The sequence below is a fragment of the Streptomyces sp. YIM S03343 genome, assembly GCF_054729195.1.
The window spans coordinates 5,859,605-5,884,659 of record NZ_JBPUKX010000001.1; the positions used below are offsets into that span (position 1 = coordinate 5,859,605).

The window sequence follows — 25,055 nt, forward strand, 5'->3', positions numbered from 1 at the left end:
CATGCGGGCTTCACACGGGGTCGGCGGTCTCCGCCCCCTCCGTGGCACCGCGCATGAGGTCCCGTCCGTACTCGACCATCTTCTTCGCGTAGTCCTCGGTCCACTCGGCCCGCTCGGCGATGTCGGCGGGCGTCAGCCGGTCGAAGCGGCGCGGGTCGGCGAGCTGGGCGGCGGCCATGGCCTGGAACTCCATGGCACGGTCGGTTGCCGCGCGGAAGGCCTGCGTCAGCTCGGTGGCACGGCTCAGCAGCGCGCGGGGATCCTCGATCGACTCGAGGTCGAAGAAGTGCTCGGGGTCTTCGGCCGCGGCTGTCGGCTCGAAGAGCAGGGGCGCGGGGCGTAGCCGCGGTTCCTTGCGACGCGGCGTGGGCTCCGCCATGTCGTGTCCTCCTCGTACGGTTCATCGATCCATCAGCACCGCCTGAACGACGGCCACCGTCCATTGTCCCGCGCCCCGCAAGGGGGCGCTCCGCTGTGAGTGCCGCGATGTGCGGTCTGTCCGCTGTCGTCTGCGGCACCGTTGTGGCTGGTCGCGCCCACGCGGCGGAGCCGCATGTCGATAAGGTCCCGCGCCCCTTCAGGGCGCTCCCGAACCGCATCCGACTTCACCCGACCTGCCAAGCCCCCACTCACCCACACGGGACGGCGCAGCCGAAGTACGCGGCCAGCCCCCACTCACCTCAGGGGCGCGGGGAACTGCGCGATCAACCCCCACCCACCCGCACCAGACGGCGCAGCCGGAAGCGCTCACGACCCCCGACGGAGTCGAACCTCACCCCCGCCACACCACCCGGTGTTCCCCCAGCCGAGCCAGCACGGAGTGATTCGCCTCCCAGCTCTGGGAAGATAGGATCACCAAATCTGCCCCGGGGGCACCTGTAACGGAAGGTGAGGCTATGTCCAGCACACGTCTCTTGCCCGGTATGCGAGTCCTCAAGGTGCGGCGTATCAGCCGTGACACCGAGGACAGCTCCGCCCTACTGCGCCAGGGGGAGGAGCTGGACCGGGCCACTGTTGAGGCTCGGTTCACCGTGGCTGGAGAAGTCGAGGATGCCTGTGTCTCCGGCGCGGTTAACCTGGACGACCGGCCGAAGCTGGGCTGGTGGATGAGGGACCCGCTCTGGCGCGAGTGGGACGCGATCATGGTCACGTCGCTGGACCGGATCACCCGGGATCAGCACCACTGGGACAGGTTCGCGGAGCGCTGCCACAAGGGCGGTAAGGAGATCGTCTGCATCGATGACCCGAGCCTGGACATCCACACGCCCACAGGCCGGATGATCGCCTACATCAAGGCGACCCAGGCCCAGGAGTACCGCGAAGCCATCGTGAAGAAGCGTCGGAACCAGACGCAGTACTACCGGGACGCAAACCTGTGGGGCGGCGGCACGTGGCCCTTCGGCTATCGGCCGATCGTCATGGACCACAACGGCAAGCAGCGGTTCAGGCTCGTGATCGACCCGGTGACCGGCCCCCTCATCCGGGAAGCGTACGAACGTATCGCGGAGCAGGGATGGTCCATGGGCCAGCTCTGCACTGAGTGGAACGCTCGCCCCCGGCATGTCGCGGATTGCGTCGACCAGTGGAGCGAGACGCCGCAGTGCGACTGCCCGCGCGGTGTCCTGACCTCCCAGGACTACCAGCGGAGCATCAACGCCGAAGAGAAGAAGGTGGGCGTCAAGACGCACATCAAGGGGACCAAGTGGAGCACGTCCACTCTAGGCAAGATGCTGAAGAAGCCCACGCTCAAGGGCGTGGCCATGCACAAGCGTGAGCCGCTGCTCAGAGACGGGCTGCCCGTCCGTTGGGCTGATCCGATCTTGACGGACGAGGAGTTCGACAAGCTACAGATCGCTGTCGCTGACCTGGGCAAGTACAGGGCGGGGATCAAGTCGAACGCGTCCCCCATGACGGGAGTCCTGTACTGCCCGTGCGGCATGAAAATGTACGAGAACAGCTCCCTTGTGACCCTGCGGACAGGCGAGACCAAGAAGCACCGGTATTTCCGCTGTGCCTCTTGGTCCAACGGTGAGGCGTGCCGGTTCTCCACGTCGTGGCCACAGGAAGAGATCTATCGGGCTGTAGAGGAGTCATTCCTCTCCAAGCTGGGAGACCAGTACATCACTGAGCGCTCGTACGTCCCCGGCAAGGACAACAGGGCTCAGATCAAGGAGCTGGAGGCGGCGATGGAGAACCTTTCCCAGGCCATCGCCCAAGCCTCCTCGGCAGCCGCCGTCACGGCGCTCACGACGACGCTGGAGCGTCACGCCACGAACCTGGCGACGCTTCAGGAAGAACCCTTCGTCCCGGGCCGCTGGGAGGAGACGAGCACGGGCCAGACCTACCGCGCGAAGTGGGGGCAGATGGCCGAATGGAAGGAGCGTGGCCCGTTCCTCCGCAAAGCCGGTTTCCGGATCTTCCTCGTAGGTAGCCCCAAGATGGGGCTCTCCATCGGCCTCATCACCCCGAAGGACCTGCAAGAGCGGGCGAGTGGTGCTCTGCAGGGCAACTGGGCGTCGAGCGACGACGAAGAGTACGAGCAGGGCGCCTACGCGGCTTTCTGCACCATGCTCGATGAGCTGATCGGCGAACTGACTGACCTGGAGGAACTGAAGCACGAGAAGTACAGGGATGGCTTCGACCCCGAGCCGTAGGTGTCTGTAAGCACTTCTTTGGGCTCCACCACACGGAACTGAAGTGGTCCCAGGCGTAAGAAGTTGATCTGGCTCCACTCTGCGCTTATGACGCCGCATCGATCTTGGATGGCGGGATAGGGTCCGGTGGGAGGTGCGAGGGGAATGAGTTTCCGGTTGGCGGCGTACGCCGTGTGCATCGAGGGCGGGCGGGTACTGCTCGCCCATCACGCGTCGGACAACTGGACTCTTCCGGGCGGCAGGGTCGAGCACGCGGAGGATCCGTTTGACACGGTGGTCCGGGAGGTTGCTGAGGAGACCGGCTGCTCAGCGGTGGTCGAGCGCCTGCTGGGCGTGGACTCCAGGGTGATCCCCGCAGCCGTCGCGCGTGCGGGAATCGAGCACCAGAATGTCGGTGTCTTCTACCAGGTCCGTATCACTGGCGGCCAGCTCCGGCCTGAGCCGAACGGCGAAACCGTCGAGTCGGTCTGGACTCCGGTCTCCGAGGTCGCCAGCCTGCGCCGGTCATCGCTGGTCGATGTCGGCCTCGCCCTGGCTCAGACGTTTCCGGCGACCGGCCACGTCGCTGCCGTCCCGGTCGGCGGCCTGATCCAGCACTGAGGCGCGATCAACATCCGAACCGGCTGCCCGGCAGGCGGCGCTGTTCGCCGGTGGATCGGCCGACAGGTCCGCGACGTGCCCTCTTTGGAGTGAATGCACTGGTCCGTCCGCCCGGCGACGGCAGGGTTTGTGCGTCGATCACGGTCATGTCGGAGGCCGTGGTGCTTGATCACGGTCGTGCCGGGAGGCCGGGATGGGTTTGTCGCGGGCGGCGCTGTTTGCTGTGATCCGGAGGGACAAGCGTCTTGATCCGGAGCTGTCGCAGCGGGCTCTGGCAGAGAAGTACGGGGTCCACCGCCGGACGGTGAGGCAGGCCCTGCTGTCTGCGGTTCCGCCGCCGCGGAAGAAACCGGTGCCCCGGGCCGCGGTCCTCGATCCGGCGAAGCCGTGGATCGACGAGATGCTGCGGGAGGACGCGAGTGCGCCGCGCAAGCAGAAGCACACAGCCCGCCGGATCCATCAGCGTCTCGCCCAGGAGCATGGCTTCGACCTGGTGTCCTACTCCACGGTCTGTGACTACGTGCTGGCCAGGCGTCCGCAGATCGAGGCCGAGGTCATGGAGGGCCGCCGTCAAGTGCGGTTGGTCGGAGTCGAAGTCTTCCCGTATCGAGAACGCCAAGACCCCTCCCTCCGACGCGGATATCAAAGCGTGGTGCCGAGCCTGCGCCGCCGATGACCAGGCCCCCGACTTGATCGCTGCCAATAGACAGTCCGCAGATGCTCATGTGCAGTGGAGGCGACTCCAGCGAAGCGGTCTCCGCCGTTTGCAGGAGTCCACTGGGGATCTGTACCAACAAACAAAGATATTCAGGGTCTACGTCTCCGACGTGATCCCCGGATTCCTCCAGACACCTGGATACGCCGCTGCCCTGCTGTCCTCCATCGCACACTTCCGGGGGACTCCGGACGACGTGAGCGATGCCGTGGCGGCCCGTATGAGGCGTAACGAGGTGCTGAGCAACGGCGTACGCCGGTTCTCGTTCGTACTGGAGGAGTCGGTGTTGCGGTACCGGCTGTGCAGCGCCGAGACGATGGCGGCACAGCTTGGTCACCTGCTCGGGGTTATGGATCTCCAGAACGTTGCTGTAGGGCTCATTCCGTTCTCAGCTCAACGAGCCGTGTGGCCCATACCCACCTTCACGATCTTCGACGACGCCAGGGTGCACGCGGACACCCTGGACGCTGCCGCCACCCTCATGCAGCCCAGCCAGGCGGAGCTGTACAGCCGAGCCTTTGAACGGCTGTCACAGGAAGCCGTGAGGGGAGCGGCTGCACGTGCTCTCATAGCGGGCGCGTTGGCGTCCCTGGACTGACTGCCTGCGCGTTATCGCAGCTCAGGGACCCCAGGACACACGGTGCTCCAGGAGGTGAAGGTATGTGGTAAACATTGCATCCCAGCCGTCAGGGAACTTCACCGTCACCCCAAGCGGCACGGGCTCCGCCGAAGGATGGTCGTCCAGGAGTTCCGGAACGCCCGCCCGGCAGACGACGATGCACGCGTGCCGGTGCCGCGAGGTCAGGACACACAGGCGCCCGGTCTCCAAGTGGAACGCCGTCGCATCGGGCCGCCCGGACAGCGGATGGAGCACGACCGTCACGTCGTACTCCCGCCCCTGAAGCCGGTTGGCCGTGTCGACGGTGACCGAAGTGACGCCCAGCTCAGCCAGCGCAGCCCGGATCGCCGCCGCCTGATCCCGGTGCGCCGTACCCACGGCGATACGGTCCGCCGTCAGAGGAGCGGCCAGCGGACCCCGCTCCGACGTCGTAGAACCCCGCCGGTCCAGCAGGCGCCGTACCACCACCGCCACCGCCCGTACCGCCTCCGGGTCGGTGCGAGGGGTGTGGCGGGCGGGGAGTTCCAGCAGCCCCCACCCCGACGCGGCGGCCTCGTCGATCACCCGGTCAGGACCGGAGCCGTCCGAGGCGGCGGAGAAGGCGAGCCGCCGGTCACCTTCGGCGGTGCCGCTGCGGAACGGGGTGTACGGGTAGAACGCGTCGGAGACCAGCGGCGCCGCCGATGCAGGCAGACGCCAGGACACCGGCAGCCGGTGCTGCGGCAGGCTGGGGTTGTGCGCCAGCAGCGTCGACACGGCGGACGCCGAGGGGTCGTAGGACAGGCCCGCCCACTGCTCGCCGCCCACGATCGAGAACGGGTCGAGCTGGCCCGGGTCGCCCACGAACAGCGCCCGCTCGAACAGCCCCGCCACGGCCAGCAGCGCATCGGACCGCATCTGGTACGCCTCGTCGACGATCGCGTGCCGCCACGGCTCGTCCACCGTGGCATGCGCCCACTTCGCGGCGGTGGACACCACCACCGGGAGCCCGGCGAGGTCGGCCGCCTTCGGCGACGTCCGGACCTGCGGCAGCTCGTCCAGCGCCTTGTCGTACGGGTCGGCGTCGCTGCTGTGCAGACGGCCGACGGGCAGGTCGGGTTCCTTCTCGGCGAGGCGTACGACCAGGTCGTCGACCTGCGCGTTGGTCTGCGCGACCACCATCAGCGGGCGGCCCGCACCGGCCAGTTCGAGCGCGGTGTGCACCACGAGGGTGGACTTGCCGGCGCCGGGCGGGGAATCGACGACCACCCCGCGAGCCGAGCCGTGCAGGGTGTCGCGGAGGATCCCGGCCGTCGCCCGAGCCGCCGCGGCACCGGGGTCGAGAGCGGCAGCGGCATCAGCCTCGGCCGTCGTCGTCACAGCACATCCTCCTCGGTCAGCGGATCGGCCGCCTCCGCCACCGCCGCCGCCTCACCGGGCGGCCCGCCATGCGTCCACGGGGTGTTCTCCGGGTCGGGCAGCTTGGCGCCGCCGCGCTGCTCGTGCTCGAAGAGGGTGAAGCAGACCCGGTCGCCCTTCTCCGGGACGGACCCGGCCTCGGGCTCCTTGCCGCGGCCCATCTTGTCGAGGATCCGCAGCACGACCAGCCCCTCGCCCCCGCCCTCGCCCGCCTGGCCGACGAACTCCGCCGACTGCGGCTTGCCGCCCAGCGAGCGGTACACCTTCACCCGCTCCCCGAGATGCGGCCGGTCGTCGGTGCGGACGGTGACCAGCGGGCGCGGGCTGGGGCGCTTGCCCTCGCTGTATGCCATGACGGCGTCGATGACCTCGCCCGCGAACGCCTCCCCGGCCAGCCGCCGCCCCGCCATCACCAGCGGGTCGTCCAGCGCCTCCTGGGCGTCCAGCCGGGCCTGTTCGCGCTCGCGTGCGGCCAGCTTGTTGGCCGCGGTGACCGCGTCGTCGCGGCGCGGCTGCGGGGGCTCGCCCGCCAGCACGCGGTCGCGGTGCGCGGTGAACGACCAGCGGTCCCGGGTCCACCGGTCGGCGACATGCGCGCCCTCAGGCAGCGCGTGCAGCAGGTCCACGCCGTGCCACACCGCCCGCCAGGTGGGCAGGGTGCGGCTCTCGACGAGATCGCGGATGTCGCGCTCGGCGGCGGTGAGTGCGGCGAGGCGGTGGTCGGCGGCCAGGCCGTCCTCGGCGGCGGCGAGGGCGGTGCGGGCACGGTCGTAGCGCTCGATCGCCGGGGCGAGGAGCTTGTTGTCGAACGCCGGGTCGGTGGCCGGGCCCGCGGGCGGGCAGGTCAGCTGGCCGTCGGTGTCCCGTTCGAGCTCCGCGCGCAGGGCGGCCGCCGCGCCGGTGCTGCCCTCGGGCGGGTCGATCCAGGCGAGCAGGGCGCCCAGATGCTGGTCCTCCAGGCTGGACTGCCCGGTGGTCCAGTGCCGGCCCAGCACGTCCGTGAGGGCGAGCAGCAGCGACGAGCCCGGCACCCGGGCCCGCTCGCCGAAGTGGGTCAGCCAGCGCCCGAGCAGCGGCACCCGGGGCGGTGCCGGGTACGGCGTCTCGGGGTCCTGTTCGGCGGTGCGGCGGAAACGCATGGAGCGGCCCAGCAGCCGTACGAGATCGGCGCCCGAGCGGCTCGGCACGATCAGCTGCGGGGCGTCGGAGCACAGCTCGACCTCGACCTTGACCCGCTTGCCGGTCTCCGGGTCGGCCTCGGTGCGCTCGGCCGCCTCCACGGACGTGGCGAAGTCGTCGATGTACGGCAGGACGATGTCGGCGAGTTCGGCGAGGAACGCGAACCGCTGGTCGCGGTCGCGCGGCTGCGGTACGACGAGCAGCCGCGGCGCGTCCCGGTCGGTGCCGACGAGGGCGCCCAGCGGGGCACCGGCCTCGCCCGCGGTGGTGAGCGGCACGAACACCAGGGGCCGCAAGGACAGGTGCCGGTGCCGGACGGTCGCGCCGGCATGCGCACGGCCGGTGCGGACGGCTTCCATGCGGCCCAGGGCGGCGATCAGCGACACGCGGCCACCTCGCCGCCGCTCGGGGCGTACGCCAGCGCCTCGGCGCGCAGGGCGGCCGCGCGGCGCAGGGCCGCGACCGCCGGGTCGTCCGGGTCGCCCGCCGTGCCGTGCGCGGCGGCCAGGACGTCGTCGACCGTCGTCAGGCCGCCGAGTTCGGCGCGCACCGACCGCCCCAGGGCGGTGACCGCTCCGGCCGCGCGGGAGCGGGTGCGGCAGTGGAAGGCCAGCTCGCAGGCGGCCAGGCAGTCGGGCGCGTACGCCGCCGGGACCGATTCGACCGCGGCGTCCAGCCGGTCGGCGGGCAGGTCGGGGGAGAAGCAGGTGCCCTCGGGCAGGGCGTCGGCGATGTCCTGCACGCGCGTGAGGCGGGCGAGCTGGCGGGCGGTGACCGCGCGCTGCTTGCGCACATCGACGGCGGACGCGGTGGGCAGGTTGGAGAAGTCCTTGGGGCACACCAGCAGCACCCGCGGGCGGACCCGGGGGGCCGGGTCCATGTGCGCGGCGACCTGCTCCAGCGCCAGCACGTACACCGCCGCCTGCCGGGCGGCCGCGCCGACCTTCGCCGGGTCGGCGGAGCCGTCCAGCATCGGGAACGACTTGATCTCGACGACCGTCCAGCTGCCGTCCGGGTGCACCACCACCGCGTCCGGCTCCAGGAAGGCCGGGGAGCCCGCCACGTCCAGGGCGAGCATCGGGTGGTCGAGCAGGGTCCAGTCGCCGGTCTCCACGGCCTCGCGCAGCGCCAGCGCCGTCCGCTTCGTACGGCCCTCGGGGCCCGCGGCGGTCAGATCGGGTACGTACGACCGCCCCGGCGGCTCGGCGGCCGGGTCCAGCCGCTGGTGCACCAAGCGCAGCAGTTCGGTGCCGCCGTCCGCCTTGACCTTGGCCTCGAACGCATTGCCGCGCGTGATGGCGAACTGGGACTGCCCGAAGGCGGCCGGTGAGCCCAGCGCGTGGGCGAGTCTGCCCTTGTCCACCCCGGCGCCGTCCAGGAGGGCGCGCCGCCGGCAGCCCGGGTTCGCGGCGAGCGCCGCGAGGGCACGCGCGTCCAGCGCCCTGGCCGGTACCTCGGGGCCGCGCAGCTCAGCGAGCTGCTGCCGGAGCCTCGTCCCCCGCGTCATGGGGTGCGGTTCCGGGCTCGGCCGGGGGACCGGTCCTGGAGTCGCGCTGCCGTGGAATGCGTTCACCCGTGGAAGTCTGGCATCCGTCACTGACAATCGGGGAACCTGCGCCGGACGAGGCGGGTTTGAACCGTGCGACGAGGTGTCCGCGCACCGCGTCCGCGGCCCGCATCACGGACGGCGCCAGCAGGAATCCGGCGCCCATCACGGCCACGCCCGCTACCGCGTCGAGGAGGTAGTGGTTGGCGGTGCCCATCACCACGATCGCGGTGAGCAGCGGATACACCACACCCGCCGCCTTCATGAGGCGTGTGCCGCCGTGGCGCCACAACATGACGCCGCACCACAGCGCCCAGCCCACATGCAGGCTCGGCATGGCCGCGTACTGGTTCGTCATACCGCCGAGGCCGCGCGGGGCGCTGGCCTGGCCGCCCCACCAGCCGTACGAGCTGTACTGCGCCATCGTGTCGACGAATCCGTAGCCCGCGTCGAGCAGCCGGGGCGGGCAGGTCGGCAGCAGGCTGAAGCCGATCAGGCCCATGAACGTGGACGTCATCAACCAGGTGCGGGCCGCGCGGTAGGCCGTCGTCCGGTACCTGAACAGCCAGACCAGGACCACGGGGGTTATCAGGTAGTGCAGCGACGCGTACCAGAAGTCCGCCGGGACGCCGAGCCACGCCTCGCGCGTGAACAGGCGGTTGAGGGGGTGCTCGGCATTGAGGTGCAGGGCCTTCTCGATGCGCAGGATCGCCAGGCCGTGGTCGACGGCGCTGGTGACGTCGCCCCGCGCGAGCAGACGGCCCGCCGAGTAGGAGGCGTACACCAGGAGTATCAGCGGAAGCTCGGTCCACCAACGCAGCCGGGTCCGCTGGGCCACCTCGGTGCCCGGTGTCTCGGTCTGCGGCATCCCGTCTTCCTCCCCCTTGGAGCCCCGAACAAAATGGGAGTCCGATCAGCTCGCGGCGTCTGGTGCGTGCGATCGCAAGGCGCCGGAAGGTCCTCGTAGCGGAGCTACCAGGGCCTTCCGGCAACGCGGCGAGCGTGCGTGCCAGGCGTCGCGAGCCGGGCGCCCATTTTGTTCGGGGCTCTTACGTGTTCGTCCTGCCCCTACGGCCGGTCGTGTCACCCTATGCGGTCGGCGCACGAGCCTGTGCCGTGCTCCGGCACTGGAGACGCCGGGACCGGCCATGGGGTTGCCCCGCCGGTGTGAGCGGAATTGCCCCTCTCCAGGGTGGGCGAGAATGGAGGTGCACCGCTTCCGATTTATCCCCTCCCCCCAGCCCCCTCCGCCCCCCATCCGTCCCCCTTCTCTCCCGGAAAGGCCCCTCCCATGGCTCCCCGCATCCTGCTGGCACGGCACGGACAGACCTCCTGGTCGATGTCCGGCAAGCACACCGGCAGGACCGACATCCCTCTGCTCGACGAAGGCCGGCACGGCGCGAAACTGCTGGGAGAGCGGCTGCACCGGGCGCCCTTCGACGGTCTGCCCGGCGCCGCCGTGCGCACCAGCCCGCTCTCCCGCGCGCGGGAGACCTGCTCGCTCGCCGGGTTCGGCGACCGCGCCACCGAGTGGGACTCGCTGATGGAATGGGACTACGGCTCCTACGAGGGCATGACCCCCGGCGCCATCCAGGACATCCGCCCCGGCTGGTTCATATGGCGCGACGGTGTCCCCGGCGGCGAGGGCCTCAGGGACATGACCGCCCGCGCCGACGAGGTGGTCTCCTGGGCCCGCTCCGCCGACCGTGACGTGCTGGTCTTCGCCCACGGCCACATCCTGCGCTCCATCGGCGCCCGCTGGCTGGGTCTTCCGCTGGATTTCGCCGCCCGGATCCGGCTCAATCCGACGTCCCTGTCGGTGCTCGGGTGGGCCTACGGCGAGCCGGCCATCGAGAGCTGGAACGACCTCGGTCATCTGGACCTGTGACGCGGGTTACCTGAGCCAGTTTTGTTGTGTTGCTCACGGCGTTTCGTGCGGTATTTCGCACGGTGATGCGCGGGGTGTCCTCGGGGCTCGCTCATGCCGGGAGCGGCAGCGTGGCGTGCTGTTCCAAGAACCCCGGCACGCCCGAGGCACGGCGGTGCGGCAGCAGCACCCGGGCGGTGCCCGCGAGCATCGTGTGGATGCGTGACGACTGGACCTGGTCCATCAGCCCGATGACCCGCAGACCGGCCGCCGCCGCCTCGTCGGGGCGTCCCGCGCGCGCGAGGTCGTCGGCCAGCTCGGCCGTGTAGAGGGCGGTGTTACGGGCGAAGTGCGGGTCCTGGAGCCCGGCGGCGCGCCGTGCGTGCCGGGCCGCGCGCGGCCAGTCGCCCAGGGTGGACCAGCACTGCGCCTCCAGGCCCGCCAGTTCCGCCTCGCCGTAGAAGCTCATCCACTCGGGGTCGGCGTCCGAGGGACCCCGCTCGAAGAGCGCCTTCGCGCGCGTGAGGCACTGTTCGCAGGCGGTGCGGTCGGCGAGTCCCGCCCAGCCGCCCGCCTCGCGCAGCGCCAGCAGCGACAGCAGGCGCGCGGAGCCCAGCGGGCGCGCGATCCGCTGCGCGGCCTGGGCCGCCCGCACCGCCTCCCGGGGGCGGCCCGCGTCGCGCGCGAGGAACGCGGTGTTGCAGAACGCGTGTGCCTCCAGGGCGTCGTCCCCGGTCATCCGGGCGGTGGCGAGGGCCTCGGCGTAGTGCGAGCGGGCGTCGCCGAAGCGGCCCGAGTCGTGTGCCAGCCAGCCGACCGAGAGGGCGAGTTCACCGGCGCCCGAGTGGAGCCGGTCCGCGGTGGTGCGCCGGGTCGCGCCCGCGTCCAGCAGCGCGTAGGCGGCGCGCAGCGGGGCGGCCGCGCGCCGGTAGAGGCCGTCGGCGCCATGCCGGTCGTCGAGCAGCCGGATTCTGCGGACGGCCTCCTCGACGGCCGCGGCCTCGCTCGTCCCGGGCCGCGGCGGACGGTCCACCGCGGCGGCGTGGTGGGCGAGGCCGCCCGGGCCGCCCAGGGGGCCCAGCGCGGTGGCCACCGTGGCGCCACCGCCGGTCATGAATGCGCGACGCAGCACGTCGCTCTCCTCGTGGCTCTCGTGGGGGTCGGGTGGGTGCTGCTCCGGTGTGTCATACGGCTCGTACGCCTCTGGTGTCTCACCCGTACCGGAGACGGACGGCCCTCCGGCCTGATGCGCTGGTTGTGCCGGTCGTGTCGGTCGTGCCTGGCGTGCCGGTTGCGCCGGGCGGCCGCGGACCGACGAGCGGGGTGCGAAGCCGAGGTCGGTGAGTGTCCTACCAGGGAACATGTGCAGGAACACCCGTTCGTACGCGTAGTTGGGGCAGCGGATCTCACCCGCCTCGACCCGGCCGATATAGCGGGCGTCACAGCTGACCTGCTCGCCGATCTCACGCGCCGCCCGCCGCACCAGCGCGGCGAACTCGGCCGGTGAGCGCTGTCCGCGCGCCTGCCGGAAGGCGAGATTCGGCCGGGCCGGACGGTAAGGCTGTGACGAGGTCTCCGTTGACGACGCCATGGCCAGGTCCTCTCGTGCGAACCGTAGAACCATGCCGGAACGGTGGTGAGTTGTCCGTGTGGTCCCGTGTTTACGGCGGGCAAGAACGTACCCGGTGCGTACGGCGCGGCATGCGAGGTTTAGCTACAAAACGGATATCTCGGCCGGGATCTGCCATGAAGTGCCATCCTTTGTGGCTGACGCGCGCCGTTGCTGTTGACGGGCTGATGCGTTGGACCCCGTGGACCGAAGAGGGACTCCGCGGTGGAGGCCGGGATGGATACCAGCAACGATCCTTGTACACAGCCGAGTACGTCACCGAGCACGGTGCCTGGCACGGCGCCGCCGCCTGAGTGCGACCTGGTGACGGTGCCCGCGCGGCAGGGCCTGGAGGCGGTGGACATCCTGCGCCGCGGCAGCGCCGAGGCGGTGGGGCCGGTGCTGCACGACGACGGCTGCGACACGCTCGGCTTCGTGGTGCCGGCGGGTACGGCGGCGGCGTGGGACCTGCCGGGGTCCACCTGCACCGGGACCGACGGCCGGGGCCTGCGGATTGCCGCCCCCGAGGCGCCGGCGGAGGGCTCGGGCTGGCTGCTGCCTCCCGATGCGGCGGACCCGGCCACCGACCCGGCGGACCTCCGGCGGGCCCTGGGGGAGGCGGCGCGCCTGATCGCTGCGGCGGACAGCTGCCGCTGAGCCGTCCGGCCGGGTCGGCCGCACGGGATTCCGCCCCCGCCGCCCCTACCCTTTCCCGTCCCCAGGGGCTCCGCCCCTTGCACCCCCAGTGCGCCCGGCGGCCGGGGCCTCCCGTGTCGCGCGACCCACGGCCTGTGCTGCGAAAATGGCGTGGTGGGTAAGTCCAGGGGTCGTGGTCGGCGTGGGGGGCAGGGGGCCGTGGGGGCCGTTGTCGAAGAGGTTGACGGGGGGCTTGCCGAGCTGATGCCTGATCGGGATCGGGCTCGGGGGTGGACGTTGTTCGTCGACGGGGCGCCGCAGTCCTACGTCGATCTCGATGATCCGGGTCGTCTTGTCTTCGAGTACCAGCGTGGGCTCGGGCATGTTGTCGATCTCGTCGCGCCGCCCGGCAGGGCGCTGCATGTCGTGCATCTCGGGGGCGGTGCCCTCACCCTTGCCCGGTACGTCGCCGCCACCCGGCCGCGCTCCAGCCAGCAGGTCGTCGAGCGGGACGCCGCGCTGGTGCGGCTGGTGCGGCGGGAGCTGCCGCTGGACCCGGGGGCCAGGATCAGAGTGCGGTCGGTCGACGCCCGGGAGGGGCTCGCCAAGGTTTCCGACGGCTGGGCCGATCTCGTCGTCACCGATGTGTTCAGCGGGGCCCGCACCCCCGCCCACCTCACCTCGACCGAGTTCCTCGACGAGGTCCGCAGGGCGCTGAGGCCGGGCGGTGTCCACGCGGCCAACCTCGCCGACGGACCGCCGCTGGCCCATCTGCGCGGCCAGGTCGCCACCGCCGCCGCCCGCTTCGCGGAACTCGCCCTGATCGCCGACCCCGCCGTGCTGCGCGGCAAGCGCTTCGGCAACGCCTTGCTGATCGCCTCCGACCTGCCCCTGCCGCTCGCCGAACTCACCCGCCGCGCAGCCTCCGGCGCTCACCCCGCCCGGGTCGAGCACGGCAGGCCGCTCGCCGACTTCACCGGTGGTGCCCGGCCCGTCACGGACGAGGCGGCGGTGGCCTCACCGGCCCCGCCGCCCTCCGTGTTCCGTTAGCGAATGCCGCCGGCTGCCCAAGTCTTAGTAGTTGCCGATCTCGACGTGCGGCGGGCCGTCGTGCCAGGTGCAGAAGACCGAGACGTTGTCGGCGCCGGAGGTGAACTCCACCCGGATGTACGACTCCGTCTTCCACACCTGCATCGACCACCCCGGCTTCGGCGACGCCGACACCAGGGTCGCGGTCTTCGTGCCGATGTCGAAGACCACATGGCCGCCGTCGGTGTCGTAGCCCTTCACCTGGCCCGAGCCGGTCGTGGACGGCTTCGGACTCGGGCTGACCGACGCCGACTTGGTGGCCGTGGGGGACGAACTCGTCGCGGGGTGGCTGGGGGTGCGGCTCGCGGTGCGGGTCGGCTTCGGGGTCTGCGACGGGCGCGCCCGCGCCGTCGCGGAGACCAGCGGCACCGGCGTGTTCGCCTCGGCCGCCGCGATGGGCAGGGCGCGCGGCGGGTCGTAGGCCGTACCCGCCATCACCGTGTGCACGCCCCACCACGACAGCGTGACCGCCGCGCCCGTGGCGAGCGACCATGCGAGTACATGTACGAGTCCTCTGTGCATCGCGGCCATACTGCCTCACGCGCACCATCGATCGCACACGACCGCACACGGCCGGAGCCGATCGTGAGACGATCACAAGCTGTGCGTGAGCCTGCCGTTGGCCGACCGTGAGCGGGCCGCGCCGACTCCATATGCACATGCCCCGAGTTGTCCACAGCCCGCGAATGCCCGCTGCCTGCATGGCGTACGGTGCGGCGCATGGCAAGTGTGCTCGTGGTCGAGGACGACCAGTTCGTACGCTCGGCGCTCATCAGGCATCTCACCGACGCCGCCCACACGGTGCGCAGTGTCGGCACCGCGCTCGAAGCGCTGCGCGAGGTCGCCCATTTCCGATTCGACGTGGTCATTCTGGACCTCGGTCTGCCCGATCTCGATGGCTCCGAGGCGCTGAAGATGCTGCGCGGGATCACCGACGTCCCCGTCATCATCGCCACCGCGCGGGACGACGAGACGGAGATCGTGCGGCTGCTCAACGCCGGTGCGGACGACTATCTCACCAAGCCGTTCTCCGTCGAGCATCTGTCCGCGCGCATGGCGGCCGTGCTACGCCGCTCCCGCGCCACCGCCGGGGACGACCCGCCGTCCACGGTGATACGCGTCGGCGGACTCACCGTCGACCCGCTGCGCCGCCAGGCCGAACTGGACGGCAGCCGACTGGATCTGACCCGCCGTGAGTTCGATCTGCTCGCCTTCCTGGCCGGACGGCCCGGCGTGGTCGTCGCCCGCCGGGAGCTGCTCGCCGAGGTGTGGCAGCAGTCGTACGGCGACGACCAGACCATCGACGTCCATCTGTCATGGCTGCGCCGCAAACTCGGCGAGACCGCGGCCCGGCCGCGCTATCTGCACACCCTGCGCGGTGTCGGTGTGAAGCTGGAGCCGCCCGGCGGACTGGAGCCCACCCGATGAGATGGGCACTGGTCAAGGTCTGCCTGGCCGTCACCACGATGGTCGTGGTCGCCTTCGCGGTCCCCCTCGGACTCGTCGTCAAGGAGATGGCCCGCGACCGCGCGTTCTCCAACGCGGAGCGGCAGGCCGCGGCGGTCGCGCCCGGGCTGTCCATCACCACCGACCGCGACCAACTGGACCGGGTGGTCGCCGCGGCGGGCTCGAACGCCGGTATGTCGGTGCACATACCCGCGACCGACGACGGCCTCGTGGCCGCCGTCGAGATCGGCAAGCGGCGCGCCGCCGCCAAGGACATCGCGACCGTACGGCGGTTGGGCCGCGCCTCCACCACCGAGGTGGCCGGCGGCTTCACCCTGCTCCAGCCGGTCGCGCTGAGCAGCGGCGTCGCCGTCGTCGAGGTGTACGTCCCGGAGGCCGAGGTCAGCAACGGCGTAGGCACGGCCTGGGCGGTGCTCGCCGGCGTCGGTGTCGCGCTGATCCTCGGCTCGGTGGCCGTCGCCGACCGGCTCGGGGTGCGAATGGTGCAGCCCGCCCAGCGGCTCGTCGAGGGCGCGCACGAACTGGGGGAGGGGAAGCTCGGGTCCCGGGTGCCCGAGGAGGGGCCGAAGGAACTGCGGCTGGCGGCCGAGGCGTTCAACTCGATGGCCGACCAGGTCGTACAACTCCTCGCGAACGAGCGGGAGCTGGCGGCCGATCTGTCCCACCGGCTGCGCACCCCGCTGACCGTGCTGCGCCTCAACGCGGCCTCGCTCGGTGACACCCCCGCGGCCGAACAGACCCGGGCCGCGGTCGCCAAGCTGGAGGGCGAGGTCGACACCATCATCCGCACCGCCCGCGAGGCCAAACCGCAGACCACCGCCGTAGGACCGGGCGCCGGCTGCGACGCCGCCGAAGTGGTGCGCCAGCGCATGGAGTTCTGGTCGGCGCTCGCCGAGGACGAGGGCCGCAAATGGCGGCTGGCCGGAGTCGACCGGCCGGTCAGGGTCCCCGTGGCCCGCGCCGATCTCGCCGCCTCGCTCGACGCGCTGCTCGGCAATGTCTTCCGCCACACCCCCGAGGGCACCGCCTTCGCGGTCGACGTCCACAACGCCGACGACGCGGTGATCGTGCTGGTCTCCGACGCCGGACAGGGCATACCCGACCCGGCGGCGGCCATGGCCCGCGGCAGCGGCTCCGGGCACGCCGGATCGACCGGCCTCGGCCTCGACATCGTGCGCAGGCTCGCCGAGCAGACCGGCGGCGACGTACGGATCGGCTCCTCCGTGCTGGGCGGCACCGAGGTGCGGATCTGGATCCAGCTCGACGGGCGCAAACCCGCCCGAAGGGGGCATCGGGGGGCGGTACGGAAGCGCCGGGCGGGAGGACTGGTCTCGACCTTTAATCGTTCCCGATCCCTTCCTTAAGCGCACCCTAAGATCCTCAACCACCGCCTGGAACAGGCGTTTTGCCGGATTCCAGGGCGCTAGCGTGCTCCGCGTCGCACCCCCCAAGCGAAGAGCGAAGGCAGGCACCCGATGAGCACGCACCGGCGCATTATCAGTGGCAGGAACAAGGTGATCGGCAGCGTGGTGGCCGCGGCCGTCGTCGGCGGCGGCGCCCTGCTGCTCACCGGGACGGCGAACGCCGCCGGGATCGGCGCCGCGTACACCAAGACCAGCGACTGGGGCACCGGTTACACCGCGCAGTACGTCGTCACGAACAACAGCAGCTCCACCGAGAAGGACTGGACGCTGGAGTTCGACCTCCCCTCCGGCAACAAGATCAGCTCGCTGTGGAACGCCGAGTACAGCGTCAGCGGCCAGCACGTCACCGTTAAGCACGCCAAGTGGGACACCGAGGGTCTCGCCACGGGCAAGTCGGTCACCGTCGGCTTCGTCGTCAACGGCGGCAGCAACCCGACCGGTTGCCTGATCGACAACGTGAAGTGCTCCACCGACAGCACCGCCACCCCGGAGCCCAGCGGGCGCCCGACCCAGAGCGCCACCCCCACGGCCACCCCCACCCAGTCGGCGACCCCCACGCCGACGAAGTCGGCCACCTCCACCCCCACCGCGAGCCCCACCCAGACCTCCGGCTCCGGCAACACCACCTCGGCCGGCTTCGCGCCGTACGTCGACACCTCCCTCTACCCGGCCTTCGACCTGATCGCGCACTCCAACGCGACCGGGGTGAAGAACTACAACCTCGCCTTCATCACCGACGGCGGCAGCTGCACCCCCAAGTGGGGCGGCGTCACCGACGTGGCGAGCGACGCCGTGGCCGCGCAGATCGGCACCCTGCGCAGCAAGGGCGGCGACGTGCGCGTCTCCTTCGGCGGCGCCTCCGGCTCCGAGCTGGGCCTGACCTGCTCCTCGGCCGACGCGCTGGCGACGGCGTACGGCAAGGCCATCGACCAGTTCAAGCTCACCAAGGTCGACTTCGACATCGAGGGCTCCGCGCTGCCCAACACGGCGGCCAACACCCGCCGCGCCCAGGCGATCGCCAAGCTCCAGGCCTCGCACCCCAACCTGGACGTCTCCTTCACCCTCCCGGTGATGCCCGAGGGCCTGACCCAGGACGGCGTGAACCTGCTGTCCAACGCCAAGTCCAACGGCGTGAAGATCAGCACCGTCAACATCATGGCGATGGACTACGGCGCCTCGTACAGCGGTGACATGGGCACCTACGCCGAGCAGGCCGCCACCGCCACCCAGGCGCAGATCAAGAGCGTCCTGGGCCTGAGCGACAGCGCCGCCTGGAAGGCCGTCGCGGTGACCCCGATGATCGGTGTCAACGACCAGTCCACCGAGATCTTCAAGGTGGACGACGCCAGCCAGCTGGTGACCTTCGCCAAGTCCAAGGGCCTCGGCTGGCTGTCGATGTGGTCCGCGACCCGCGACAAGCAGTGCTCCGGCGGCGCCAAGAGCTCCGCGGACGCCACCTGCAGCTCGATCGTCCAGGACGCGGGCGCCTTCTCCAAGGCCTTCAACGCCTACAACTGACCCGCGGGTTTCCTGGAGATCTCCCCACGGATCTCCACCACAGTCTCCCCCCACAGATCCCCCACAGATCCCCCACGGATGACCGGCGAGGTGACCGACTGGTAGTCGTCAACTGACGCAAGCCCGGCCGGAGTCGGTTCAGGAGGCGCACAGCCACAGGCTGTGCGCCTCTTTCCGTGGTGCGCCCAGCACGGGCAGTGGCCGGGTGGCCAGGCGCACCGCCACGACAGCGGGGCGCGGCACGCCCCCCAGCGTGCCGCGCCCTTCCCCCTGCTTCCCCCGGTCCGGTGGGGCCAGGTGCCAGGGCCTGGCCCGTGGATCATGCCGGATACGCCAGGCCCTACTCCACGTCCTCCACAGACGGCAGCGCGTTGGTGCGGGCGACCTTGCTGTACCAGCGGGCGCTGGACTTCGGGGTGCGGGTGAGTGTCGTGTAGTCGACGTACACCGCGCCGAAGCGCTTGCCGTAGCCGTAGGCCCACTCGAAGTTGTCCATCAGGGACCACAGGTAGTAGCCGCGCACGTCGGCGCCGTCGGTGATGGCGCGGCGGACCGCCGAGAGGTGGCCGTGGAGGTAGGCGACGCGCTCGGGGTCGTGGACGCGGCCGTCGGGGTCGGGCTTGTCGTCGTAGGCCGCGCCGTTCTCGGTGATGTACAGCGGCAGGCCGGGCGCCTCGGTGCTGTACCGCATGAGCAGGTCGTGCAGGCCCGTCGGGTCGATGGTCCAGCCCATCGCCGTACGGTCGCCCGGCGTCTGGTGGAAGACGACGTCGTCCGCGCCCGGCCAGGGGGAGTGGTCGCTGGCGCCGTGGCCGTCGGCGCGCGGGCCGGATCCCCCGGACGCCCGGGAGACTTCGGACTCGGCCGCGGAGACCAGGGTGGGCGTGTAGTAGTTCAGGCCGAGCGCGTCCAGTTTCTGGTGGATCAGCTGGAGGTCGCCGTCGAGGACGTACGACCAGTCGGTGACCGAGGACGTCGCCTCGAACAGCGACTGCGGGTACGCGCCGTGCAGGATCGGGCCGTGGAAGACGCCGTTGGCGAGGTCGTCGATCTTCTGGGCGGCGGCCAGGTCGGCGGGGGTCTGCGAAACGGGCCGTACCACCGACGAGTTGAGGCTGACGGCCACCGTGTTGCGGGCCGGCATCACCGAGCGGAGCGCTGTCGTGCCGAGGCCGTGGGCCAGGTTGAGGTGGTGGGCGGCGCGCAGCGTGGCCGGCGGGTCGGTACGGCCGGGGGCGTGCACACCGGAGCCGTAGCCGAGGAAGGCGCTGCACCAGGGCTCGTTGAGCGTGATCCAGTTCTCGACGCGGTCGCCGAGCGACTCGCCGACGATCTGCGCGTACTCGGCGAAACGGTACGCCGTGTCGCGCTCGGGCCAGCCGCCCGCGTCCTCCAGCTCCTGCGGGAGGTCCCAGTGGTAGAGGGTGACGGCCGGCTTGATGCCGTGCTCCAGCAACTCGTCGACCAGCCGGCGGTAGAAGTCCAGGCCGACCTGGACGGCGGGGCCGCGGCCGGTGGGCTGCACCCGGGACCAGGAGACCGAGAAGCGGTACGCCGACAGGCCCAGGTCCGCCATCAGGGCCACGTCGTCGCGGAAGCGGTGGTAGTGGTCGACAGCGATGTCACCGGTCTCGCCGGCGGCGGTCTTGCCGGGGGTGTGGCTGAAGGTGTCCCAGATGGAGGGCGTGCGGCCGTCCTCCCGCACCGCGCCCTCGATCTGGTACGCGGAGGTCGCGGCACCCCAGAGGAAGGCGGAAGGAAAGGTCACCGGGGTCTCCGGTTGTGCGGACTCAGGCATGGAAGCGCTCCCATAGTGGGTCCTGTGAGGACCTGGGGTCGTAGAGGAGGAAGAGGGGGTGGGCCTGGCGGGGCCGGGGCGGCGGTGACCCGGCCCCCGGGGGCAGCCCGGCGGCGATGCGGCGCGTCAGCCCTTGACGGCGCCCTGCATGATGCCGCCCACGATCTGCTTGCCGAACAGCAGGAAGGCGATGAGCAGCGGAAGCGTGCCGAGCAGCGCGCCCGCCATGATCACGGACTGGTCGGGGACATAACCGGTGCCCAGCGAGTTCAGCGCGACCTGGACGGTCGGGTTCTGCTGGTTGAGGGCGATGATCGGCCACAGGAAGTCGTTCCAGGCGAACACGAAGGTCAGCAGGCCGAGCACGGCCATCGCGGGCCGTGCCGCGGGGAAGACCACGTGCCACACCACGCGCAGACTGCTCGCGCCGTCCACCCGGGCCGCCTCGATCAGCTCGGTCGGCAGTGCCTGGAGCAGATACTGCCGCATGAAGAACGTGCCGAAGGCGGTGACCAGCGTCGGCAGGATGACCGTCTGGAGCTGGTTGGACCAGCCGAGGTCGGACATCCACAGATACAGCGGTACGACAGCGAGCTGTGGCGGGATCATCATCGTGCCGATGGTGAGCAGCAGCAGCACGTTGGAGAATCTGAACTTCAGCTTGGCGAAGGCGAACCCGGCGAGCGTCGAGAACAGCACGGTGGCCAGGGTGATGGTGCCCGCGACGATCGTGCTGTTGACCATCGCGGTGCCGAGTCCGGCCTCGTTCCAGGCGCTCTCCAGGTTGGAGAACAGGTTCCCGCCGAACCACAGCGGGGGCGGGGTCTGGGCGAGCCGCTGGTCGGTGCGGGAGGCCGCGATCGCCGTCCACACCAGCGGGGCCAGCGACACCAGCGCGAAGACCGTCAGCACGATGTAGGTGACCGGGCCCGCGTTCATCTGCTTGCCCGCGCCCATGATCCGCAGGCGCTTGCGATCGGCCCTGCCGCCGGTCTTCGCCGGCTTCGCCTCCGGCTGAGGGCGAGTCAGTTCGGTTGCGGTCATTGGGTCTTCCTCAGCCGTCGGGTGATCAGCAGATTGACCGCGGCGATGATCAGCAAGATCAGGAACATCGTCCACGCGATCGCGGACGCCTTGCCGAGGTTGCCGATGATCCAGCCCTGGTCGTACATGTAGAGACCGAGCGTCTGGTACTGGTGCTCGGAGCCGCCCTTGGTGCCGCTCACCCCGCCGAACAGCAGGGGTTCGCCGAAGAGCTGGGTCGCGCCGATGGTGGAGACGACCACGGTGAACAGGATCGTCGGCCGCAGCTGCGGGATGGTCACATGGCGGAACTGCTGCCAGCGGTTGGCGCCGTCGAGCGCCGCCGACTCGTACAGGTCGATCGGGATGGCCTGCATCGCCGCCAGATAGATCAGCGCGTTGTAGCCGGTCCACCGCCAGATCACGATCGACGACACCGCGAACTGCGAACCCCAGTCCGCCTCACGCCAGTTGATCGGATCGACGCCCACGAAGTGCAGCAGCCAGTTGATCATGCCGCCGTCCCACGAGTACAGCAGCGTGAAGACCAGCGTCGCCGCGGCCACCGAGGTGGCGTAGGGGGTGAGCATGATGACCCGCCACACCGTCGAGCCGCGCAGTTTGTAGTTGAGCAGATGCGCGAGCCCGATCGCGGCCAGCAGTTGCGGCACCGTGGAGATGATGCCGATCGTGAGGGTGTTCTCCAGCGCGTTCCAGAAGAACTCGGAGGACAGCAGGTTCTTGTAGTTGTCCAGGCCCGCCCAGGTCTGGGTGTCCAGGGACGACAGCTGCACATGGTGCAGCGAGTACCAGGCGGTGTAGAGAAGAGGGACGAGCGAGAACGCCCCGAAGATCAGGAAGAAGGGGGAGATGAACGCGTACGGAGCCGCCTTCATGTCCCAGCGGTACAGCCGGCTGCGCCACGAGCCGGTACCCGGCGGCGGTGTACCGCGACCGTGAGCGCCCGGGGCCGCGCCCGGCACGGAGCCGGGCGCGGCGTCGGCGCTCTGCGCGGGATGCGCGAGGGCCTCTTTGGAGCTGCTCACTGGCCGAGCACGTCCTTGATCTCTGCCTTGGCCGCGTTCCAGCCGTCCGAGGCGGACTTGCCCTTCTGCTCGACCTGGAGGATGCCGACGTCGGTCAGCGCGGTGTTGATCGGCTGGTCCTTGATCCCGAAGTACTGCGTCGGGATGGCGTTGGCCGAGTCGGAGAAGATCTGCGTGATCGGCGCGTTCGAGAAGTACGTCGTGGTGTCGGCGGCGGGCTTCAGGTTCGCGTACGCCGACGGGGTCGACGGGAAGCTGGCCTGCTTGGCGAAGACCTTGGCCTGCTGCTCGGGTGCGGTCAGCCACTTCGCCAGGGCGATGGCCTCCTTCTGGTGCTTGCCCGCCGACGGCACGCCGATGAAGGAGCCGCCCCAGTTGGCGCCGGTCGGCGCGGCCGCCACGTCCCAGTTGCCCTTGCCGGAGTCACCGGACTTCTGCTCGATGTAGCCGATCATCCACGCCGGGCATGCCACGGTGGCGAAGCCGGCGTTGGCGAAGCCCTGGTCCCACGGCTTGTCGAACTGCTTGAGCTTGGCCGACATATTGCTGGTGGCCACGCTCATCGCGACGTTCCACGCGGTCTTGACGCCGGAGGACTTGTCCCAGATGACGTTGCCGTCCTTGTCGTAGTACCGCTCGCTCGCGCCGTTGATCGCCGCGTTGTAGACGGAGGAGGCCGAGTCCACGAACTTGGTGCCCGAGGGCGCCTTCTTCATGTACTGCTTGCCGACGTCGACGTACTTCGCCCAGTCGCCCTTCCACTGCGCGGCGAGCTTGGTGCGGTCCGTCTCCAGGCCGGCCTTCTTGAACAGGTCCTTGCGGTAGCAGATCGCCATCGGGCCGATGTCGGTACCGAGACCGATGGTCTTGCCGTCCTTGGTGGTGGCCTGGGCGGTCTTCCAGTCCAGCCACTGCGACTTGTCGACCTCCTTGCCGAGGTCGACGAACTTGTTCGCCTGGGTCTGGACGGCCTCGGTGATGTTGCCGACCTCGATGGCCTGGATGTCGTCGGTGCCGGAGCCGGCCTGGAGGCGCGTGAGGACCTTGGGCCAGTAGACGTCGGTCCGGGTGGTGACGTTCTCCTTGATGCTGATGTTCGGGTGCAGCTTCATGTACTCGTCGTACAGACCGGACTGCTTGTAGCCGAAGACACCGAAGGTGCCTATGGTCAGCGTCGTTTTGCCCTTGGCGTCACCGCCGCTGCTCGAGTTCGAGCTGTCCTTCGAGTCGCTGGAACAACCGGCCAGCAGGCCCGTAGTCAACGCGGCGACGGCCGCGAAGGCCACCAGCCGGGTACTCGTGCGCATTGCTCCTCCATTTGCCTGACGTGCCGACCCCCCGGCCAACTGCACTGTTGGGCCCGTTGTCTCTCGCTGCGGCTCGGGCGGGGAACGTGCGGGACGTGTATGTGTCAGGTACCGTGGGAGCGCTCCCACAGGTGATGAGTTGAAGAGTCGCCGGTTCCCGCGAGGGTGTCAAGGGAGTGGGCGCGCAGAGGCGCGTTCAGTTATCTGGCTGTTAACTAACGCCCGCCGCCGCACCGGTGCACCCCGCACCGGCCGCCCCGTGGCCCACCGGGAGCCGCCGGTGCCCAGGCAGGGCTGTTAGATTCCAGCTCAGTGCAGGGTCGACGGGAGGCGGAGCTGATGGCAAGCCACGGTGCGCGGGGCCGGAGCAGCCGTCGCCCCACCCTGGAGGAGGTCGCGGCGCGCGCCGGTGTCGGCCGGGGCACGGTCTCCCGGGTGATCAACGGGTCGCCCAGGGTGAGCGAGACGACCCGCGCCGCGGTCGAGGCGGCGGTCGCAGAGCTCGGTTACGTCCCGAACACGGCCGCCCGCGCCCTGGCCGCCAACCGCACCAACGCGATCGCGATGGTCGTGCCCGAGCCGGAGACCAGGTTCTTCGCGGAGCCGTACTTCTCGGACATGCTGCGCGGCGTCGGCGCCGAGATCACCCACACCGACATGCAGCTCCTGCTGATCTTCGCGGGCAGCGACCGCGAGCGCCGACGCCTGGCCCAGTACCTCGCCGCGCACCGTGTGGACGGGGTGCTGCTGGTCTCCGTCCACGCCGACGACCCGCTCCCCGATCTGCTGGAACAGCTGGAGATCCCGGCGGTGATCAGCGGTCCGCGTTCGGCCCTGGAGTCCCTCACCTCGGTCGACTCGGACAACTTCGGCGGCGGCAGGCAGGCGGTGGAGCATCTGCTCTCCCGGGGCCGCCGCACCATCGCCCACATCACCGGCCGCCTCGACGTCTACGGCGCCCAGTGCCGCGTCGACGGCTACCGCGCCGCGCTCCGGGACGCCGGGATCGAGGCCGACGAAATCCTCATCGAACCGGGCGACTTCACGGAGGAGGGCGGCCGCCGGGCCATGGCCCGCCTGCTGGAACGCCGCCCGGCGCTGGACGCGGTCTTCGCGGGCTCCGACGTCACCGCCGCCGGCGCCCGCCAGGTGCTGCGCGAGGCGGGCCGCCGCATACCGGAGGACGTGGCCCTCGTCGGCTACGACGACTCGGCCATCGCCCGCCACATGGAGCCCGCGCTCACCAGCGTGCGGCAGCCCATAGAGGAGATGGGCCGCGCGATGATCGACCTCCTCCTCTCCGACATCGCCGACAGCCGCCCGGCGACTTCGCGGAGTCTGGAGCGGCGGCATGCGGTGCTGCCTACGCAGTTGGTGGCGCGGGCGTCGTCTTGAGGCGGGGGCGTGCGGGGGCGTTGTGAGGCGGGGGGCGGGGGCCGGGGGCTTGGGACGGGGGCGCGCGGCGCGGCGTGAGCTGGCGTCGTAAGTCCGCGTCGTAAGCCGGGGGCGTGAGCCGGGGGTCATGAAGCGGGGCCTCCTCCCAGCGCAGTAGGCGCATCT

General features: G+C 70.6%; 21 protein-coding genes. 10 read left to right on the forward strand and 11 right to left on the reverse strand.

The window, feature by feature from the left end:
• Nucleotides 1-10: 10 nt before the first annotated feature.
• Nucleotides 11-379: a hypothetical protein gene (locus ACSYGN_RS25615; protein ID WP_460399487.1), complete on the reverse strand. Its 369-nt coding sequence runs from the start codon at nt 377-379 to the stop codon at nt 11-13.
• A 517-nt stretch (nt 380-896) separates the two neighbouring features.
• On the opposite strand from ACSYGN_RS25615, the gene ACSYGN_RS25620 reads away from it, so the two are divergent.
• The 3 genes from ACSYGN_RS25620 (at nt 897) to ACSYGN_RS25630 (ending at nt 4,567) form a co-directional block, all read left to right on the forward strand.
• Nucleotides 897-2,654, forward strand: a complete 1,758-nt coding sequence (locus tag ACSYGN_RS25620; protein WP_460399489.1) for a recombinase family protein — start codon at nt 897-899, stop codon at nt 2,652-2,654.
• A gap of 144 nt (nt 2,655-2,798) precedes the next feature.
• Entirely contained in the window at nt 2,799-3,254 is a 456-nt protein-coding gene (locus tag ACSYGN_RS25625; protein WP_460399492.1) for an NUDIX hydrolase, read from the forward strand.
• A gap of 512 nt (nt 3,255-3,766) precedes the next feature.
• Entirely contained in the window at nt 3,767-4,567 is an 801-nt protein-coding gene (locus ACSYGN_RS25630; protein ID WP_460399494.1) for a DUF5753 domain-containing protein, read from the forward strand.
• Nucleotides 4,568-4,588: 21 nt separating this feature from the next.
• Here ACSYGN_RS25630 and ACSYGN_RS25635 read toward each other — a convergent pair whose 3' ends face one another.
• From ACSYGN_RS25635 to ACSYGN_RS25650, 4 genes are read right to left on the reverse strand one after another with little or no spacing between them, the layout of a single operon-like run.
• Nucleotides 4,589-5,947 carry an AAA domain-containing protein gene (locus ACSYGN_RS25635; protein ID WP_460399496.1) on the reverse strand — a complete coding sequence of 453 codons (1,359 nt, stop codon included), beginning with the start codon at nt 5,945-5,947 and terminating at the stop codon, nt 4,589-4,591.
• On the reverse strand, nt 5,944-7,551 hold the full coding sequence (locus ACSYGN_RS25640) for a hypothetical protein (RefSeq protein WP_460399498.1): 1,608 nt from the start codon (nt 7,549-7,551) through the stop codon (nt 5,944-5,946). Before ACSYGN_RS25640 ends, ACSYGN_RS25635 begins: the two co-directional genes overlap by 4 nt.
• Nucleotides 7,542-8,672, reverse strand: coding sequence for a hypothetical protein (locus ACSYGN_RS25645; RefSeq protein ID WP_460399500.1), 1,131 nt, complete (start codon nt 8,670-8,672; stop codon nt 7,542-7,544). Before ACSYGN_RS25645 ends, ACSYGN_RS25640 begins: the two co-directional genes overlap by 10 nt.
• Nucleotides 8,635-9,579: a phosphatase PAP2 family protein gene (locus ACSYGN_RS25650; RefSeq protein WP_460399502.1), complete on the reverse strand. Its 945-nt coding sequence runs from the start codon at nt 9,577-9,579 to the stop codon at nt 8,635-8,637. Before ACSYGN_RS25650 ends, ACSYGN_RS25645 begins: the two co-directional genes overlap by 38 nt.
• A 423-nt stretch (nt 9,580-10,002) precedes the next feature.
• On the opposite strand from ACSYGN_RS25650, the gene ACSYGN_RS25655 reads away from it, so the two are divergent.
• Nucleotides 10,003-10,599 (forward strand): histidine phosphatase family protein, encoded by a 597-nt coding sequence (locus ACSYGN_RS25655; RefSeq protein WP_460399505.1) that lies wholly within the window; start codon nt 10,003-10,005, stop codon nt 10,597-10,599.
• A gap of 91 nt (nt 10,600-10,690) precedes the next feature.
• Here the strand turns inward: ACSYGN_RS25655 and ACSYGN_RS25660 are convergent, their stop codons facing one another.
• Nucleotides 10,691-12,169, reverse strand: a complete 1,479-nt coding sequence (locus ACSYGN_RS25660; RefSeq protein ID WP_460399507.1) for a hypothetical protein — start codon at nt 12,167-12,169, stop codon at nt 10,691-10,693.
• A 255-nt stretch (nt 12,170-12,424) separates the two neighbouring features.
• Between ACSYGN_RS25660 and ACSYGN_RS25665 the strand changes: the two genes are divergently transcribed.
• On the forward strand, nt 12,425-12,844 hold the full coding sequence (locus ACSYGN_RS25665; protein WP_460399509.1) for a hypothetical protein: 420 nt from the start codon (nt 12,425-12,427) through the stop codon (nt 12,842-12,844).
• 153 nt (nt 12,845-12,997) lie between these two features.
• On the forward strand, nt 12,998-13,873 hold the full coding sequence (locus ACSYGN_RS25670; protein ID WP_460399511.1) for a spermidine synthase: 876 nt from the start codon (nt 12,998-13,000) through the stop codon (nt 13,871-13,873).
• 24 nt (nt 13,874-13,897) lie between these two features.
• Here ACSYGN_RS25670 and ACSYGN_RS25675 read toward each other — a convergent pair whose 3' ends face one another.
• The gene (locus tag ACSYGN_RS25675; RefSeq protein WP_460399513.1) at nt 13,898-14,434 is read right to left on the reverse strand and encodes a hypothetical protein; all 537 of its coding nucleotides are present in this window, start codon (nt 14,432-14,434) and stop codon (nt 13,898-13,900) included.
• 198 nt (nt 14,435-14,632) lie between these two features.
• Here ACSYGN_RS25675 and ACSYGN_RS25680 point away from each other — a divergent pair, with 198 nt between their 5' ends.
• The 3 genes from ACSYGN_RS25680 to ACSYGN_RS25690 all read left to right on the forward strand — a co-directional run bounded on the left by ACSYGN_RS25680 (nt 14,633) and on the right by ACSYGN_RS25690 (nt 18,321).
• A complete protein-coding gene (locus ACSYGN_RS25680) occupies nt 14,633-15,340 on the forward strand; it encodes a response regulator transcription factor (protein ID WP_460399515.1) in 708 nt (235 codons plus the stop codon).
• Nucleotides 15,337-16,743: a HAMP domain-containing sensor histidine kinase gene (locus ACSYGN_RS25685; protein ID WP_460399517.1), complete on the forward strand. Its 1,407-nt coding sequence runs from the start codon at nt 15,337-15,339 to the stop codon at nt 16,741-16,743. The genes ACSYGN_RS25680 and ACSYGN_RS25685 overlap by 4 nt, the downstream gene beginning before the upstream one ends.
• Before the next feature lie 111 nt (nt 16,744-16,854).
• On the forward strand, nt 16,855-18,321 hold the full coding sequence (locus tag ACSYGN_RS25690; RefSeq protein WP_460399519.1) for a glycoside hydrolase family 18 protein: 1,467 nt from the start codon (nt 16,855-16,857) through the stop codon (nt 18,319-18,321).
• A 340-nt stretch (nt 18,322-18,661) separates the two neighbouring features.
• Here the strand turns inward: ACSYGN_RS25690 and ACSYGN_RS25695 are convergent, their stop codons facing one another.
• The 4 genes from ACSYGN_RS25695 to ACSYGN_RS25710 all read right to left on the reverse strand — a co-directional run bounded on the left by ACSYGN_RS25695 (nt 18,662) and on the right by ACSYGN_RS25710 (nt 23,495).
• Complete coding sequence (locus tag ACSYGN_RS25695; RefSeq protein WP_460399521.1) at nt 18,662-20,119, reverse strand: glycoside hydrolase family 1 protein; 1,458 nt, start codon at nt 20,117-20,119, stop codon at nt 18,662-18,664.
• 126 nt (nt 20,120-20,245) lie between these two features.
• Nucleotides 20,246-21,163 carry a carbohydrate ABC transporter permease gene (locus ACSYGN_RS25700; protein WP_460399523.1) on the reverse strand — a complete coding sequence of 306 codons (918 nt, stop codon included), beginning with the start codon at nt 21,161-21,163 and terminating at the stop codon, nt 20,246-20,248.
• Nucleotides 21,160-22,188, reverse strand: coding sequence for a carbohydrate ABC transporter permease (locus tag ACSYGN_RS25705; RefSeq protein WP_460399525.1), 1,029 nt, complete (start codon nt 22,186-22,188; stop codon nt 21,160-21,162). The genes ACSYGN_RS25700 and ACSYGN_RS25705 overlap by 4 nt, the downstream gene beginning before the upstream one ends.
• Nucleotides 22,185-23,495, reverse strand: coding sequence for an ABC transporter substrate-binding protein (locus ACSYGN_RS25710; RefSeq protein WP_460399527.1), 1,311 nt, complete (start codon nt 23,493-23,495; stop codon nt 22,185-22,187). Before ACSYGN_RS25710 ends, ACSYGN_RS25705 begins: the two co-directional genes overlap by 4 nt.
• Nucleotides 23,496-23,834: 339 nt before the next feature.
• Between ACSYGN_RS25710 and ACSYGN_RS25715 the strand changes: the two genes are divergently transcribed.
• On the forward strand, nt 23,835-24,890 hold the full coding sequence (locus ACSYGN_RS25715) for a LacI family DNA-binding transcriptional regulator (protein ID WP_460399529.1): 1,056 nt from the start codon (nt 23,835-23,837) through the stop codon (nt 24,888-24,890).
• The last annotated feature ends 165 nt before the right edge of the window (nt 24,891-25,055 follow it).

What these genes read in the sequence shown, in the direction of transcription:
- ACSYGN_RS25615 (WP_460399487.1), bottom strand. Translation starts at nt 379, where the DNA reads ATGGCGGAGCCCACGCCGCGTCGCAAGGAACCGCGGCTACGCCCCGCG.
- ACSYGN_RS25620 (WP_460399489.1), top strand. Translation starts at nt 897, where the DNA reads ATGTCCAGCACACGTCTCTTGCCCGGTATGCGAGTCCTCAAGGTGCGG.
- ACSYGN_RS25625 (WP_460399492.1), top strand. Translation starts at nt 2,799, where the DNA reads ATGAGTTTCCGGTTGGCGGCGTACGCCGTGTGCATCGAGGGCGGGCGG.
- ACSYGN_RS25645 (WP_460399500.1), bottom strand. Translation starts at nt 8,672, where the DNA reads ATGACGCGGGGGACGAGGCTCCGGCAGCAGCTCGCTGAGCTGCGCGGC.
- ACSYGN_RS25650 (WP_460399502.1), bottom strand. Translation starts at nt 9,579, where the DNA reads ATGCCGCAGACCGAGACACCGGGCACCGAGGTGGCCCAGCGGACCCGG.
- ACSYGN_RS25655 (WP_460399505.1), top strand. Translation starts at nt 10,003, where the DNA reads ATGGCTCCCCGCATCCTGCTGGCACGGCACGGACAGACCTCCTGGTCG.
- ACSYGN_RS25660 (WP_460399507.1), bottom strand. Translation starts at nt 12,169, where the DNA reads ATGGCGTCGTCAACGGAGACCTCGTCACAGCCTTACCGTCCGGCCCGG.
- ACSYGN_RS25665 (WP_460399509.1), top strand. Translation starts at nt 12,425, where the DNA reads ATGGATACCAGCAACGATCCTTGTACACAGCCGAGTACGTCACCGAGC.
- ACSYGN_RS25675 (WP_460399513.1), bottom strand. Translation starts at nt 14,434, where the DNA reads ATGCACAGAGGACTCGTACATGTACTCGCATGGTCGCTCGCCACGGGC.
- ACSYGN_RS25680 (WP_460399515.1), top strand. Translation starts at nt 14,633, where the DNA reads ATGGCAAGTGTGCTCGTGGTCGAGGACGACCAGTTCGTACGCTCGGCG.
- ACSYGN_RS25685 (WP_460399517.1), top strand. Translation starts at nt 15,337, where the DNA reads ATGAGATGGGCACTGGTCAAGGTCTGCCTGGCCGTCACCACGATGGTC.
- ACSYGN_RS25690 (WP_460399519.1), top strand. Translation starts at nt 16,855, where the DNA reads ATGAGCACGCACCGGCGCATTATCAGTGGCAGGAACAAGGTGATCGGC.
- ACSYGN_RS25695 (WP_460399521.1), bottom strand. Translation starts at nt 20,119, where the DNA reads ATGCCTGAGTCCGCACAACCGGAGACCCCGGTGACCTTTCCTTCCGCC.
- ACSYGN_RS25700 (WP_460399523.1), bottom strand. Translation starts at nt 21,163, where the DNA reads ATGACCGCAACCGAACTGACTCGCCCTCAGCCGGAGGCGAAGCCGGCG.
- ACSYGN_RS25710 (WP_460399527.1), bottom strand. Translation starts at nt 23,495, where the DNA reads ATGCGCACGAGTACCCGGCTGGTGGCCTTCGCGGCCGTCGCCGCGTTG.
- ACSYGN_RS25715 (WP_460399529.1), top strand. Translation starts at nt 23,835, where the DNA reads ATGGCAAGCCACGGTGCGCGGGGCCGGAGCAGCCGTCGCCCCACCCTG.